The 12,869-nt window shown below is 65.3% G+C and carries 18 protein-coding genes and 1 tRNA gene; 4 read left to right on the forward strand and 15 right to left on the reverse strand.

All coding sequences use genetic code 11. The annotated features are described in order from the left end of the window. Nucleotides 1–97: 97 nt before the first annotated feature. Nucleotides 98–748 (forward strand): DUF4333 domain-containing protein, encoded by a 651-nt coding sequence (locus tag C5C17_RS18690; protein WP_181028631.1) that lies wholly within the window; start codon nucleotides 98–100, stop codon nucleotides 746–748. A gap of 401 nt (nucleotides 749–1,149) precedes the next feature. Here C5C17_RS18690 and C5C17_RS15275 read toward each other — a convergent pair whose 3' ends face one another. The 4 genes from C5C17_RS15275 to C5C17_RS15290 all read right to left on the reverse strand — a co-directional run bounded on the left by C5C17_RS15275 (nucleotide 1,150) and on the right by C5C17_RS15290 (nucleotide 4,434). Further along, entirely contained in the window at nucleotides 1,150–1,746 is a 597-nt protein-coding gene (locus tag C5C17_RS15275; protein WP_104254257.1) for an NUDIX domain-containing protein, read from the reverse strand. 5 nt (nucleotides 1,747–1,751) lie between these two features. After that, nucleotides 1,752–2,870, reverse strand: a complete 1,119-nt coding sequence (locus C5C17_RS15280) for a VIT1/CCC1 transporter family protein (RefSeq protein WP_104254258.1) — start codon at nucleotides 2,868–2,870, stop codon at nucleotides 1,752–1,754. Between the two features lie 139 nt (nucleotides 2,871–3,009). Beyond that, on the reverse strand, nucleotides 3,010–3,615 hold the full coding sequence (gene dcd, locus C5C17_RS15285) for a dCTP deaminase (protein ID WP_104254259.1): 606 nt from the start codon (nucleotides 3,613–3,615) through the stop codon (nucleotides 3,010–3,012). A 111-nt stretch (nucleotides 3,616–3,726) separates the two neighbouring features. Then, nucleotides 3,727–4,434, reverse strand: coding sequence for a hypothetical protein (locus tag C5C17_RS15290; protein ID WP_104254260.1), 708 nt, complete (start codon nucleotides 4,432–4,434; stop codon nucleotides 3,727–3,729). A 157-nt stretch (nucleotides 4,435–4,591) separates the two neighbouring features. On the opposite strand from C5C17_RS15290, the gene C5C17_RS18695 reads away from it, so the two are divergent. Continuing rightward, nucleotides 4,592–4,765, forward strand: a complete 174-nt coding sequence (locus C5C17_RS18695; RefSeq protein ID WP_181028632.1) for a hypothetical protein — start codon at nucleotides 4,592–4,594, stop codon at nucleotides 4,763–4,765. Between the two features lie 85 nt (nucleotides 4,766–4,850). Beyond that, nucleotides 4,851–4,924: transfer RNA gene (locus tag C5C17_RS15295), tRNA-Gly, on the forward strand. A 100-nt stretch (nucleotides 4,925–5,024) separates the two neighbouring features. Here the strand turns inward: C5C17_RS15295 and C5C17_RS15300 are convergent. Further along, a complete protein-coding gene (locus tag C5C17_RS15300) occupies nucleotides 5,025–5,183 on the reverse strand; it encodes a hypothetical protein (protein ID WP_219820520.1) in 159 nt (52 codons plus the stop codon). A 15-nt stretch (nucleotides 5,184–5,198) separates the two neighbouring features. Here C5C17_RS15300 and C5C17_RS15305 point away from each other — a divergent pair, with 15 nt between their 5' ends. After that, the gene (locus tag C5C17_RS15305; RefSeq protein ID WP_181028633.1) at nucleotides 5,199–5,654 is read left to right on the forward strand and encodes a hypothetical protein; all 456 of its coding nucleotides are present in this window, start codon (nucleotides 5,199–5,201) and stop codon (nucleotides 5,652–5,654) included. A 74-nt stretch (nucleotides 5,655–5,728) separates the two neighbouring features. Here C5C17_RS15305 and C5C17_RS15310 read toward each other — a convergent pair whose 3' ends face one another. The 10 genes from C5C17_RS15310 to cls form a co-directional block, all read right to left on the reverse strand. After that, on the reverse strand, nucleotides 5,729–6,220 hold the full coding sequence (locus C5C17_RS15310; protein ID WP_104254263.1) for a hypothetical protein: 492 nt from the start codon (nucleotides 6,218–6,220) through the stop codon (nucleotides 5,729–5,731). A 207-nt stretch (nucleotides 6,221–6,427) separates the two neighbouring features. Further along, the gene (locus tag C5C17_RS15315) at nucleotides 6,428–6,736 is read right to left on the reverse strand and encodes a hypothetical protein (protein ID WP_104254264.1); all 309 of its coding nucleotides are present in this window, start codon (nucleotides 6,734–6,736) and stop codon (nucleotides 6,428–6,430) included. 42 nt (nucleotides 6,737–6,778) lie between these two features. Then, a complete protein-coding gene (locus C5C17_RS15320; RefSeq protein ID WP_104254265.1) occupies nucleotides 6,779–7,690 on the reverse strand; it encodes a DUF3800 domain-containing protein in 912 nt (303 codons plus the stop codon). Between the two features lie 280 nt (nucleotides 7,691–7,970). Then, the gene (locus tag C5C17_RS15325; protein ID WP_104254266.1) at nucleotides 7,971–8,864 is read right to left on the reverse strand and encodes a hypothetical protein; all 894 of its coding nucleotides are present in this window, start codon (nucleotides 8,862–8,864) and stop codon (nucleotides 7,971–7,973) included. A gap of 255 nt (nucleotides 8,865–9,119) precedes the next feature. Further along, nucleotides 9,120–9,326, reverse strand: coding sequence for a hypothetical protein (locus C5C17_RS15330; RefSeq protein WP_104254267.1), 207 nt, complete (start codon nucleotides 9,324–9,326; stop codon nucleotides 9,120–9,122). Continuing rightward, nucleotides 9,319–9,516, reverse strand: a complete 198-nt coding sequence (locus C5C17_RS15335; RefSeq protein WP_104254268.1) for a helix-turn-helix domain-containing protein — start codon at nucleotides 9,514–9,516, stop codon at nucleotides 9,319–9,321. The genes C5C17_RS15330 and C5C17_RS15335 overlap by 8 nt, the downstream gene beginning before the upstream one ends. Next, nucleotides 9,516–9,725, reverse strand: coding sequence for an AlpA family transcriptional regulator (locus tag C5C17_RS15340; RefSeq protein WP_104254269.1), 210 nt, complete (start codon nucleotides 9,723–9,725; stop codon nucleotides 9,516–9,518). The genes C5C17_RS15335 and C5C17_RS15340 overlap by 1 nt, the downstream gene beginning before the upstream one ends. Before the next feature lie 259 nt (nucleotides 9,726–9,984). Next, nucleotides 9,985–10,221, reverse strand: coding sequence for a DUF3072 domain-containing protein (locus C5C17_RS15345; RefSeq protein ID WP_104254270.1), 237 nt, complete (start codon nucleotides 10,219–10,221; stop codon nucleotides 9,985–9,987). 98 nt (nucleotides 10,222–10,319) lie between these two features. Continuing rightward, nucleotides 10,320–11,237 carry a VOC family protein gene (locus C5C17_RS15350; protein ID WP_104254271.1) on the reverse strand — a complete coding sequence of 306 codons (918 nt, stop codon included), beginning with the start codon at nucleotides 11,235–11,237 and terminating at the stop codon, nucleotides 10,320–10,322. Between the two features lie 124 nt (nucleotides 11,238–11,361). Beyond that, nucleotides 11,362–12,840: a cardiolipin synthase gene (gene cls / locus C5C17_RS15355; RefSeq protein ID WP_104254272.1), complete on the reverse strand. Its 1,479-nt coding sequence runs from the start codon at nucleotides 12,838–12,840 to the stop codon at nucleotides 11,362–11,364. Between the last annotated feature and the right edge of the window lie 29 nt (nucleotides 12,841–12,869).

The raw sequence follows: 12,869 nt of genomic DNA on the forward strand, positions 1-12,869 counted from the left end.
TCCCGGCGCTTCGGCCACGCCGCCAGGTGGCGCGGGCCAGAACGCGGCTTGGGGCGGCGGCTCGAACTTCTCTCCGAGTTCAACGCAGGGCTCTTCATTGGGCCACAGCACACCTTCTGCGTACGGTTTCGGGTCGCCCTCGACTGGCGCAGCCGCGGCGAGCGCTTCCACGGCGGCGGGTGCTGGCTATGGGTCCGGTTACGGCGGGAGCTCGAACTCCAGCTACGGTGCGCCTGCGGCGACGGGTTCCGGCTCCGCGACGCCGAGCACCGGGTACGGACCGCGGGGGTCGGGGTACGGGTCTTCGGTCGGGGCCCCGCCTGCCGGGGTCCCGCCGACTCAGGGGTTCGGGTACCAGCAGTCGACGGGGTACGCGACGCCAGGGGCACCGGGCTCCGGTTTCGACGCGGCCGGCTCCGCTCAGAACGGCAAGCCGCGTCGCAGCTCTCGTCTCCTGCTGATCCTCGCCATTCCAGCGGCGGCGCTCATCGCTGGTCTCGGCGGCTACTTCATCGGTGAGAGCAACGGCAGTGTCCTCGCGGCGGAGCCCCTGCAAGCGGAGGTGACGCGCGTGCTGCAGGAGGACTTTGGCCTCGTCGAGGTGAGCGACGTCGCCTGCCCGGAGCAGGTGAAGGCCGACCAGGGCGCCGAGTTCCAGTGCACGTTCACCTACGCGGAGCAGGACCAGTCGGTGACGGTCACGGTCTCTTCCGCCGACGGCCAGGTCGTCGTCGGCGCGCCGGAGTAGACGCCACCGGGCACGGAGCAAAGCGGACGCGGGTCACCGGAATGCTCGGCTGAAGGCAAGCCATGAGTCCGGTCATGCCTGCCGGTACGCGCGCAGCACGCGCACCACATCTTCGTGGGCGACACCGTGGCGTTGCACGCTGGAGACGGTCGCTCACCCCCGCGCCGCCACCTCTCCCGGCAACAGCTCCGACTCGGCATGCCGAGTCCCGCGTCCCGCCCGTCCGCGTGACTCCCGGCGCCGCCAGGAAGCTGTCCAACATCAGTGCAATATCAGTGCGTTGAGCCCCTCCAGGCCTCGATTGGCTGGAAATCGCACTCATCTTGGACACGGCGCGCTCCGAGTCGGGCCTGTCACAGCCGTGGGCAGCCCATCATGCCCACGGTCGTGACTCGAAGGCGCTACGCGGTTCCGTTCGGCGCGACGATCGGCAGCGCGACGCCATGGACGAGCAGCTCGCACTCGGGGCGGTCGGCAACCGCGACTGCGACGCGCGACGCGAGGTGCTCGGGCATGTCGGGGAGCGCATCCACCGGGAACCAGGCGACGTCCACCGACTCGTCGTCGCCAACGGCAGCCTCTCCGGAGACCCACGTGCATCGGAAGACGAGGTCGCAGTACTGAGCCCGGTCGCCCGTCGCGTGCACGATCTTCGGCGAGACGCTCAACCGCACGAGCCGGTCGACGCGCACCTCGACCATCGCCTCCTCAAGGCTCTCCCGCACGGCCGCCGTGGCGGGATGCTCACCGGGGTCGACGATGCCCGTCACGGGACTCCACACTCCGTTGTCTGAACGGCGAACCAGCAGCACTTCTTCACCGGCGGGCACAGTCTCACCGGTCCGCACAGACTCGGCAGGCGTCCGAGCCCCTTCGAACGGCATCGCGCCGGAGCCTGCACGGGGACGAATGATGACAGCGGTCGCACCGGCAAGCCAGAGCGGATGCTCCGGCCCGATCTTGGCGCGCAGGTCGGCGACGAATTCAGGAATCGGCATGGGGCCTATCCAACCGCAACGCCGAAGATGAGGCCCAGGACGTAGGTGACGGCGGCTGCCCCGTATCCGATGAGCAGCTGGCGTCCAGCGCGACGCCACGGCGGGCCGCCGGAGAGCACGCCGACGATGGCTCCGGTCGTGAGCAGCGCGATGCCGACGATGATCGCGGAGACGATGACGGCCGTCAGCCCGCTCAGGCCGAAGATGTAGGGCAGCACTGGCAGGAGTGCGCCGGCGGCGAAGAAGCCGAAGCTCGAGAGCGCCGCCGTCCACGCCGTGCCGAGCTCTTCGTGTTCCTCATCCGCCGCTTGCAGGGCGATGGGGCCGGAGGCGGGGTCAGCTCCCTGCAGCGCGAACACACGATGCGCGTACCTGCGCGCCTCGGCCTCGTCCATGCCGCGCGCGCGGTACACGAGCTCCAGCTCGTTCGCGTTGACGTCGAGCCGCTGAATGGTCTGCGGCGTGTCCGGACTGGGCGTGGATGCCTGCAGCAGCTCGCGCTGCGACCGCACCGACACGTACTCTCCGGCCGCCATCGAGAGGGCACCGGCGAGCAGACCGGAGAGCCCGGTCGCGAGGATGATGACGGTCGACGCTCCGGTCGCGCCGATGCCGAGTACCAGGGCCAGGTTCGAGACCAGGCCGTCGTTCGCTCCGAACACGGCGGCCCTGAACATGCCGGACATGCGGGACCGGCTGCGCATCGCGAGCCCGCGCACGACCTCTTCGTGGATGCGCTCGTCGGCGGCCATCTCCGGCGTCGCATCCGCTTCCCGCTCGTACGGGGACCTCGACTCGGCGCGCTGGATGAGGGCAAGCACGAACAGCGAGCCGAAGCGGCGAGCGAACCAGCCGAAGAGGCGCGTGCCGAGGTGAGCGCGGACGCCGCCGTCACCGGCGGGCCCGAGGAGCCGCAGCCAGTGCTCTTCGTGGCGCACTTCGGCGTTCGCGAGGCCGAGAAGAATCTCTCTCTCCTCACCGTCACGCTTCGCGGCGAGGTCCCGGTACACGGACCCCTCGGCGCGTTCATCGGCGAGGTAGCGACGCCAGCGGCGGATGTCCGCGGAGGTGGGTTCCCGTGTGAGATCCCCGGTCCCCGGAACTGGCGGTGGTGTCTGTGGCATGGCCGTGCATCCTTCGTGCGGATGCCTCGAGCCCAGTGGAGCACGGGCATCGTTGGCAACGTTCAGCCAACGCTACGCGCGCGCCTCCTGGTTTCCGCAACCTCGCGCAGATGTTCGGCGCACCTGAGCGGAGTCGAACTCACTGTCCGGGAGCGCCGGCCTCGGTCACGGAGACGTCCGCGCGTGTGAAGTTCATGAAGGAGCGGGATGCGGTCGGTCCGCGCTGCCCGAGGTACCTGGAGCTGTAGATCGCTGACCCGTAGGGGTGCTCTGCGGCGCTCGAGAGCTGGAAGAAGCAGAGCTGCCCGATCTTCATCCCGGGCCAGAGCTTGATCGGCAGGGTCGCCACGTTGGAGAGCTCCAGGGTCACGTGGCCGGTGAAGCCGGGGTCGATGAATCCCGCCGTCGAGTGGGTGAGGAGCCCCAGTCGACCGAGTGAGCTCTTGCCTTCGAGGCGGGCGGCGACGTCGTCGCCGAGCGTGACCCGCTCGAACGTCGAGGCGAGGACGAACTCACCGGGATGCAGCACGAACGGCTCGTCGGGCTTCGACTCCACGAGTCGGGTCAGCTCTGGCTGCTCCTCCGACGGGTCGATGAACGGGTACCGGTGGTTGTCGAACAGCCGGAAGTACCGGTCGAGGCGCACGTCGATGCTCGATGGCTGGATGAGCCCTGGCTCGTACGGCTCGAGGCCGATTCGGCCCGTCTCGACGCCCTGCTTGATGTCCCGATCACTGAGAAGCACGTGGCCAGCCTAGTTGCTCGATGGTTGCTCGCGGCAGGCGTGGATGCGCAGCACGTCGCTCGGGAGGGGCCGCGCCCACGCGCTTGCCGCGAGCGTGTCGTCGTCTCCTGCTTACGCGGGCGCGAGTGACGAGTCGATCCCGGCGGACGTGTCCCCCGTCATGCGCGAGAGTCGCCCGCTGGGCTCCGTGGACGGAAGGTTGGGCGGGGTGTTGTCGTTGAGCGGCGTGTAGTCGCTCTGGTCGCGTCCGCGGCGGAAGGCGAGCTCGACTCCGTCGACGATCACGTACCGGTCGATGTAGAAGGAGGGTCGCTTGTCGAACGACATCTCGTCGGACTCGAAGAACATGTCGTTCCGGATCTTGGTGACGCCGTTCGCCGGCGTGACGGACCCGACGTAGTCCATGCGATACGTCTGGTGGACGACTCCGTCGATCGTGGTCGTTCCGTCGGGCTTGAGGTCGCTCCAGCTCGAGCTCTCTGCACGAGGCGACCACGCCGCCGGTCCGGGCTGGTAGTGCAGGTAGATCCTGATGCCGGTGATCGTCGATGTCGCCTTGGTGTTGGTCACCCAGAGCCCGTAGGTTCCGTACGCGTGGGCTCCGGTGTCGTACCCGTGCACCGTGTAGCTGGAGGTCGTGTCGGCATCTGGGTGAGCGAAGGCGATCCACCCCTGGAGCCCGGCTGGCTGCTGACCCGGCGATGCTGCGTGCGCTGGAGAGGCGACGGCCAACGCGATGGTGGGCGCCGCCCAGGCTGCCGCCTTCACGACGGCTCGACGGTTCAGCAGATTCGTTTCGGAGCGCGGTGAATCGCTCATGATTTCCCCCCGGAGTTCATGGAAGTCGCGGCGCGGTTCCCCCCAGCGCCCACGACCTGGTACCGGTCCAGAATTCCACGCTTTGCGTTGCTACTGCAACATGGCGGGGAGTTCGACGGGCACCTGCATTCGACGGCCGTGGGTCTACCCTCGATGCGTGAGCAGAAACGTGTGGAGCATCGTCGGGGTCGTCGTCGCGGTCGTGGTCGCCTGGTGGCTCGTGGATGTGCTCTTCCACCTTGCCTGGTTCGTGGCCAGGCTCAGCATCGTCGCGATTGTCGCGGTCGTCGTGTTCTTCGTGATCCGCGCGCTCGTCTCCAAGCGCGATTGACGCTCCCGGGTCACCGGGTGCACGCTACTGACCTCACGTCGCTTCGATGTACGATGGTCGAGTTCGCAGGCGGTCCTGTGAGTGCGCGGATGTAGTTCAATGGCAGAACTTCAGCTTCCCAAGCTGATAGCGCGGGTTCGATTCCCGTCATCCGCTCCACGAGAAAGGCCCGGTCCGGAGCAGAGAATGCGCCGGCCGGGCCTTTTTCTTTGTCACGAGCAGGTGCCCAATTTGTCACAAAGCGTTGGGAAAACGTGCACTAAACGTGCACCAGCGCGCGCCTTAGTGCCTCGATTCCCTCGACGCGGTCGTCGCCGATGACATGCGCGTAGACCTTCATCAGAACAGCCGGCGTGTGCCCGAGCAGCCCGGCGACGACGTGCACCGGCACCTTCGCTTTCAGCATCGTCGTAGCCACACTGTGGCGGATACCGTGCAACTCTCAGGAGAGTTCGGGCGCGCGTTCGTTCTGGTGACGGCGACCGCGCCGGACTTCATCGTCGAAGCGGAGATCGGTGCGTACACGGGTGATTGGGCGAACGCTCCGATCCTCGTCATCCGCGGCACGAATAGTGAGAACTGTGTCGGCCTGTCTGTGACTGCTACAGGGCGGGTGCAGATCGTGAAGCGGTCGGGAGGCTCGGGAAGCACGCTCTCGCTGGCACCGACCGGGGTCGTAGCTGTCGGCGACAAGCTGTCAGCCTTGGCCAAGTCGGACGGCACGTTCTCCGCGTACCTCAATGGAACTCTGCTGACGACTGCCTCTGACACTCAGTTTCTAACGACCGGCACGCGCTGCGGAGTGGGCTTGGCGTTCAGCTCGCCGACTGCTCCCAAGACGATCGGGTGGGACAACTTCGTGTCCCGGGTGCCGGGCGACCTCCGGTAGCGACGTTCCGTAGCAGCACTGATGCGAAACGCGGCCCTGGTCATGTGACCAGGGCCGCGTCGTTCGTCTCAGCGTCAGAGATGGCTCGACAGCGTCTCGTAGACGGTCGTGGTGATGCTGGCTCGGTAGCTCGAGTTGATGTCTTTCAAGTACGGCTCGAACTTGAACCACCCGTCCCCGAAATCGGCTTCGATCTCCAGGCTTCGGGGCCAAGCGGGCAAGCCGAACTCCGTGGAGAACAGCGAACCAGCGGTCGCCACCTTCAGTCGCTTGAGGTCTCGTAGGCTACGAACCTCAACGAACGGCCTGGCCGCGGGGTCTTGCCGCCGCTCGTACTGGGCCACCAACACGAGCTTGTCGGTGAGGACAAAGAACTTGTGCACTTTGTCCCCTGGTGCGACGAGGGCGGCTCGGATCTCACTGCCTCGCAGGGCGAATGCGATGGATGAGTACACGCGCTTGTATGAGGCGTCCTCGGTGTGCTGATTCCACTGGTTGTTGCACGCGAAGTGCTCGAACAACTGCATGGCGGTGTTCTTGTCTAGCTCCTGTGCGTCGTCGGACACGTGGGCTCCGTTCGTCGGTTACGCGGGGGTGTGATGCACACAGAGTTGCATCAGGGGTCAAGGGCTGCAACGAACCGGGGATTTTCGGACAGGCCAAACCAACGTCAGATGCCGTAATGACAGACCGCAAGAACTCCGTGTGCAAAAAACGCGACTACGCCGGGGAAGGCGCTGGGCGCCGGGACGGGAGGGGCGGGGCGGGTGCCCCTAGGCCTCGTCGTCCCAGCTTCTGACGACTTCCGTCTCACCCTTGTGTTGGATCAGGGCGAGGCTGCTCTCCTGCTCACACATCTCACATCCGATATAGAGGACCACCTCGTAGCGTCGCCCGTTGGCGGTCGCGCGGAGGGGTTGTGCCTTCACGATCGACGCGTCGTCTTCACCCGAGGCAATGACTCGCAGGCCACTGCCTGAGGAGCTCGACACGTCGACTTTGTTGACCCATGTGTGCTCGTCACCGCAGTTCGGGCAGAGGAGGCGGTGGTCGTCCCTGAGTGGCAGCGCGTTTATCGTCATGACGGGATGGTCGCATAGACCACCGATAATCTGAGGTGCGGCTCAGCGAACCTTCGCGCGCTCAGCGGCTGCCTTCATAGCTTGGAACTGTGCGGGCGTGACCACGTCCATCACGCGGTTGGCCCCGTCGCGACCAGCAATGGGTCGGGACTTCTGGAACGCCGCACCGCCGTGAATGTCAGGGAGCGGGTTCTTGAAAAGATGCAGCTTCGACTCGGCAGTGAACGCCCGTCGCATCGGATCAGCCAGCACGGGCGGAACCCATGAGCTTCGCTCCTGCTCGCTGGCAAGCAGCTGGCGTTCAATAGCTCGTGTCGTTGCCGCCGCAACCCAGTCAGCGAACTGCACGTTGGCGCTGAGGGCACTGTCGATGTGCATGGGCGGCTCGATGATGCGCTTCATCTCCGGATGCTCAGATGATCGCCCGAAGATGTGCCCGTACATCAGTGGGAGCCTCTTGGCGCGCTCCTTCTCGTTGATCTGGTCGATCATGACCATCAACTGCTGGTCCTTGCTCTCCGCGTAGGTACACAGGCGGTTCAGTGCCTCGCGCATACCAGCGGTCTCCCGCGCGTCCTTGTCGAGCTTGGTCTGATTTGGCGTTCCGATGGGCTTCTCGTTCGCGTAGTAGAACAGCCGCCCGCCGTACCACTCGCGCAACTGCCGTGTGAGGCCAGTGAAGAGGCGAATCTGTTCCGGGTAGTTCGCAGCGGTGTAGTGGTGGAAGACTTCTGAGCCCTTCTTCTCCCACCGGCCCGGGTGCTCCGCTTCCGCGACCTCCTCAGCGAACAAGGTGCGCTTGTCGTGAGTGAATCTCTGCGCGAACGAACGCGCGTGCTTCTCCGGCACGATGAACCCGGCGTAGCCGAACGCCGGGCTGGTCTTGAACTTTTTGTCAGTCTTGGAGACGAACGCGCCCGTCTCGCCGATCTCGTCGATGTAGGCAAGCAGCATGCAACGATTATGCCGTTAACGCAGAAACCCACGCACATGGCGTGGGCTTCTCGAAGTGGCGCTCTGGTGCCTATTGCATCACCCGCTACCGCCACCAACGATACACGGCGTCTGCCCACTACGTAACCACCGAGTCCATGTCACCAACATATTCGTCGGGACAGATTTTCCGTTGGTGACGCCGTTTTTGTCGGCGGCCCGTGTCACACTCCCCCGCATATCTGATGTTGCGAAACGTGTGCCGACCGAGATGGTGATGAGACTCGCGCATGGCGCCGGCCTACTGATGCCGGCTAGGACTGCACACGGGGGCACTCAACCACAGAGGCAGCTCCATCTTCTCCTCGCTGCTGACCCTCGGCTGTCCTCGCTGCTCGAACAGGTTCATGAGCCGGACCAGATGCTTCTCTGCGCAATCGTAGATGTTCCAGACAGAAGAGAGCGACGCCGAGAGCACGACGTTGACTCGACCTTCACTGGCCCCCGAGATCCGCCTGTCCAGCGCGTTCGTGCTCATCGACCTGCGCCCGTGCGCGAGGCCACTGGCGACCCGCCACATCCCGGTGATGCGGTCCATGCCATGGCTGCCGTAGTGGTCGTCCACGTACTGGAGCCGTTGAGTGATCGAGGCGACCGATTCGTATCTGCGCCCAACGAGCGCGGGTCGGGCATCGCGAAGCTCTTCGATGCGTCCGCGGAGCGGGTCATCAGTGGGGATCGTGTCATTCGCCTTGGGCCTACTCCCGGTCATCTCCGCAGCTGCGACTCTCAGGTCGCGTTCCGACTCGTACATGACCTGGAGGGACTGCATGACGCGTAGGTCTCGTGATGGCGGGAGCAGTTGCCACAGCGCGCTGCCGACTGCTTCCAGTGCTGGACGTGTGATCGAGTATGCGCCGAACGTGGGCAAGGTCTTGCCGTGGGCGATGAGACCCTGCAGTGCGCCCATATGGTCCGTCGCGACAACGAGCGCGCCTTGGACTTGATGCGAGATGGGGTCCCGAGCCGTCGCACGGTCGTCGGCACTGAGCGATGAGGACGTGGATACGCCGAGCGAATCGATCTGCTCAACGTACTTCTGTAGCCGCTCGAAGGCTGCGCCGAAGCGTCGACCGGCCTCCTCGAACTGCTCGCGCGACTCTGCACGATCGAAAGCTCCTGCGACATCGCTCATGCGCTGTATCGTGCCACTTCTGCTACGAAACGAGGGGTCAAACTTAACGACCCCTCCCGCCTCCGGGAACCTTCTGGCGTGGGCGCGGCTAGAGGGAACGCCTCCGGTCCCGGGACCGGAACGGGGTGTCCGCCGCGTGGACGGCCTCGAGCTTCGATTTCAGATCCGAGCTAGGTGATGCACTTGCATCAGCTCGCATCCCAAACGAGGGATGCACTTTGCGTGATCCCATAGAGTGCGCGCAAGGACATCACGTCAGCGATGACGCCTGTTGCTCTTCGTCGTCTCGGTCTGTCGGAGCCACTCGATGTACGAGTGCCAGTCGTAGAGCACGACCTTGGCGTTGGCTTTCATGAACGGTGGGCCGGTTCCGCGGTAGCGGGACTTCTTGAGCGACTCGACAGTGAGGCCGGGGACTCGCTCGCACAGCTGCTCCGGCGAGAGGAGCTCAACGTCACACATCGATGTCACCTGCCGCGTCGATCCATGCCGAGACCTCGGTCGCTCGGTACCTGACGGCTCGTCCGAGCTTCTTGAACGGCGGACCGCGACGACCAGCATCTTTCTTGTCGAGGTCGCGCCACTCTCGGAGGAGCTGCTGCCGCAGCTGGAGTAGCTCGGCTGTCTCCTTTTCGGTGAGCAGCCGTTCCATCACGCGGGCACCACATTGTTCTTGATCCACGCCTCGAGTCGGATGCTCTCGTACCGCAGCGAGCCGTCGAGGAGGACCGCGGGCGGGCCTTTGTGGAGTCCGCGCCAGTTGTAGAGCGTCTTCGGCGTGTAGCCGATGCGCTCAGCCACCTGGCTCACGGTCAAGTAGCGCTGAACGGGCTGGCAGTTGCAATCGCAGGACTGAGTCATGCGGGCAGGCTACGCGTGGACTGTGTCACGAGATCCCTCAGATATGTCACAAACGCTCTGGAACGCCATGGACTCGTCGCTACCAACGCTCACCACTTCCGCATGATTCCGCACCACTCGGACGACTCCCCACGCCCTGATCGGCTTCCCAAGCTGATAGCGCGGGTTCGATTCCCGTCATCCGCTCCACGACGAAGGCCGGGACGGCGCAGATTCTGCACCGCCCCGGCCTTCTTCTCGTCGGCGAGCCCGTCAGGGGTCAGCTCTCGCCGCGACCGGTCTCGTGCTGCAGACGGTCGATGTGCTCCGACGCCTCCGCCTTCGTGATGTCCGCAGGTATCTCCTCGCCCGCCTCGCGAGCGAGCGTGTCGAGGTAGCTGCGCTGCGCGCCGGTCATCGGCTCATCGCCGGTGACCCACGTCGACGGGTCCTTCTCCGTACCGTTCTCGCCGGGCTCGGTCGCGCCGAGCATTTCGCCTTCGTGTGTCTCTGCCATGTCCGCGACAGTAGGCGGCGCTCCTGGCCGATGGCCCGACGAATGCTGGGAATATGTGTTCGAATCCCGGCGGCGAGCACACCTCGGAATGCTAGGAATCAGAAGTCGGCGATGACCAGCTTCTTCATCTGCATCATGTGCTCGTACCCCCCGGGCCTCGCCATCAGCTCGCCCATGTTCTGTGGCACGATCTGCCAGCTGACACCGAACTTGTCGGCCAGCCATCCGCACTGCTCCGCCTCGGGGACGGCGCTCAGCGCGTCCCAGTAGCGGTCGATCTCTGCCTGGTCGGAGCAGCCGACCTCGAGCGAGACACCGCAGTCGAAGCCGAACTCCTGCCCGGCACCGTTGTCCATGGCGGCGAACCACTGACCCGCGAGCTGGAAGTCGGCGTACATGATCGCCCCGGCCACGGCCGGGCCAGATGGTGCCGGATACTCGGCGATGGTGCCGACACGGGACTCTGGGAACAGGGACACGTAGAGGTCGATGGCCTCGCGCGCCCTGTTCTGCGCCTCGCGACCGAACATGAGGCTCGGCACGATGAAGGGACGGGGCTCGTCAGCCGTGCTCAGCCCGTCGGAGTCGACGAGCATGAGCTGCCAGCTCACGCCGTACCGGTCTTCGATCCAGCCGTAGTGCGGACTGAACGGGTACTCCTGCAGCGGCATGAGGGCCTTGCCGCCCTCGCTGAGCCCTGCCCAGACCCGGTCGATCTCCTCGCGTGCCGACGCCGCGTCTTCACCGAGCACGCGGGGGTCGAAGTTGAGCATGAACGAGATCGACGGATTGGGCCTGAACTGGTCGCCCGCGTTGATGAGCGTGAACCGGTACTCGCCGATGTCCACGCCCACGACGAGCGGAAGACCGGCGAACTCCTTCTGGAAGTCGAGGAGGTCGGTCTCGGGATATCTGGCCTCCACGGACGTCGTCGTCTTCGGGAAGATGGAAGCGTAGAACTCGCCAGCTTCTTCAGCGTTCTTGTTGAACCACAGGTTCGGGATGATCTTCTGCATGACTCGTTACTCCTGCACGCGTCGGTAGTTCTGGGCTCAGTTGAACCCACTGGCAAAGTTACTCCCGACTACCGACATCGGCCGCGCGCCCGGACCCCAGTCGGGGAGAACACCCAGGCTGCGCCTACTGCAGTCCCGCCGTGAGCCGCGCCAGGTTGTCGAGCACGGTCGAGCGCATCGGCTGCTTGCGCCACTCGAACATCGTGAGCTCGCGCGAGTGCTCGCGGTAGTCCTGCTGCACCTCGCGGAGGTCCTCGACGAAGTCGGCGCTGCGCACCATGAGCGACACCTCGAAGTTGAGGGAGAACGAGCGCATGTCCATGTTCGAGGACCCGATGACGGCGACCTCGTCGTCGATCGTGAAGTGCTTGGCGTGCAGGATCGTCGGCGACTTGTACATCCAGATACGCACCCCCGCGAGCAGGAGCGCCTCGTAGTAGGAGCGCTGCGCGTGGTAGACCATCGCCTGGTCGCCGATCTCGGAGACGAACAGCTCGACGACCACGCCGCGGGCCGTTGCGGTGGTGATCGCGTAGAGCATCGACTCGTCTGGCACGAAGTAGGGGCTCGTGATGATGATCGACTTCTGGGCGACGTAGAGCAGGTTGAGGAAGAGGCGGAGGTTGTTCTCGCTGGGGTAGCCGGGGCCGCTCGGTACGATCTGGCAGTCCATCCGCGCTTCCTGCGGCATGGTCTCGACGTCGGTGAGGTCCTCGGGGATGATCGTGCCCGATTCCGAGTACCAGTCGGTGATGAAGACGGCGCTGACGGCGTGCACGGCTGGACCCTCGAGGCGCACCATGAGGTCGTGCCAGTGGAGCCCGCGGCGGATGTTGCCGCGCTTGTTGTATGTGGAGTCGACGACGTTCTGCGAGCCGAGGTAGGCGGAGTTGCCGTCGACGATGAGCAGCTTGCGGTGGTTGCGCAGGTCGGGCCGCTGGTACTCGCCGCGCCACGGACGCACGGGCAGCATGTAGTGCCACTCGGCGCCTGCCCGCTCGAGGGCCTTGAGGCGGGACAGCGTGTGCTTGCGGTATCCGGGCACTCGGATGGACGCGATGTGGTCGAGCAGGATGCGCACGCTCACGCCACGAGCGGCTGCCCGGTCGAGGGCGTCGAAGATGGGGAGAGTGGTGTGGTCGCAGGCGAGGATGTAGAACTCGATGTGCACCCACTTCTCGGCCGTGTCGATCTCGGCGGCCATCGCCTGGATCGTCTCCTCGTAGCCGCCCTGCAGTACCACCTCGTTGTCGCTGATGAGCGGCATCGCCGTGTACGTGCGATTGAGGGCGACGACGGAGTCGAACCACGGCGGGTCGGTGTGCTCGGTGGGTTCGACCTCCACGCTCGAGACGGCCATGTTGATGAAGGTCGTGACCTCCTGCTGGCGCTCCATGCGCTTGGCGGGGAGGCGGAAGCTGCCGAGCAGGAGGAACGCGACGACACCGACGTACGGGATGAGGAAGATGGCCATGAGCCAGGCGATGCCGACGCTCGGCTTGCGGTTGCGGGGCACGACGATGATCGCGATGACGCGAATGATCAGGTCGATGATCGCGAAGATGAAGCCGGCGCTGATCGTGATGTGCGGAATCTCGGCCATCTGGTCTCCTTGGGTACTCGGGGACAGCG

Source organism: Pseudoclavibacter sp. RFBA6, assembly GCF_002931575.1.
GTDB classification, from domain to species: domain Bacteria; phylum Actinomycetota; class Actinomycetes; order Actinomycetales; family Microbacteriaceae; genus Pseudoclavibacter; species Pseudoclavibacter terrae.

What these genes read in the sequence shown, in the direction of transcription:
- cls (WP_104254272.1), bottom strand. Translation starts at nt 12,840, where the DNA reads ATGGCCGAGATTCCGCACATCACGATCAGCGCCGGCTTCATCTTCGCG.
- C5C17_RS15340 (WP_104254269.1), bottom strand. Translation starts at nt 9,725, where the DNA reads ATGACTCAGTCCTGCGATTGCAACTGCCAGCCCGTTCAGCGCTACTTG.
- C5C17_RS15335 (WP_104254268.1), bottom strand. Translation starts at nt 9,516, where the DNA reads ATGGAACGGCTGCTCACCGAAAAGGAGACAGCCGAGCTACTCCAGCTG.
- C5C17_RS15350 (WP_104254271.1), bottom strand. Translation starts at nt 11,237, where the DNA reads ATGCAGAAGATCATCCCGAACCTGTGGTTCAACAAGAACGCTGAAGAA.
- C5C17_RS15320 (WP_104254265.1), bottom strand. Translation starts at nt 7,690, where the DNA reads ATGCTGCTTGCCTACATCGACGAGATCGGCGAGACGGGCGCGTTCGTC.
- C5C17_RS15330 (WP_104254267.1), bottom strand. Translation starts at nt 9,326, where the DNA reads ATGTGTGACGTTGAGCTCCTCTCGCCGGAGCAGCTGTGCGAGCGAGTC.
- C5C17_RS15280 (WP_104254258.1), bottom strand. Translation starts at nt 2,870, where the DNA reads ATGCCACAGACACCACCGCCAGTTCCGGGGACCGGGGATCTCACACGG.
- C5C17_RS15345 (WP_104254270.1), bottom strand. Translation starts at nt 10,221, where the DNA reads ATGGCAGAGACACACGAAGGCGAAATGCTCGGCGCGACCGAGCCCGGC.
- C5C17_RS15325 (WP_104254266.1), bottom strand. Translation starts at nt 8,864, where the DNA reads ATGAGCGATGTCGCAGGAGCTTTCGATCGTGCAGAGTCGCGCGAGCAG.
- C5C17_RS15290 (WP_104254260.1), bottom strand. Translation starts at nt 4,434, where the DNA reads ATGAGCGATTCACCGCGCTCCGAAACGAATCTGCTGAACCGTCGAGCC.
- C5C17_RS15315 (WP_104254264.1), bottom strand. Translation starts at nt 6,736, where the DNA reads ATGACGATAAACGCGCTGCCACTCAGGGACGACCACCGCCTCCTCTGC.
- C5C17_RS15275 (WP_104254257.1), bottom strand. Translation starts at nt 1,746, where the DNA reads ATGCCGATTCCTGAATTCGTCGCCGACCTGCGCGCCAAGATCGGGCCG.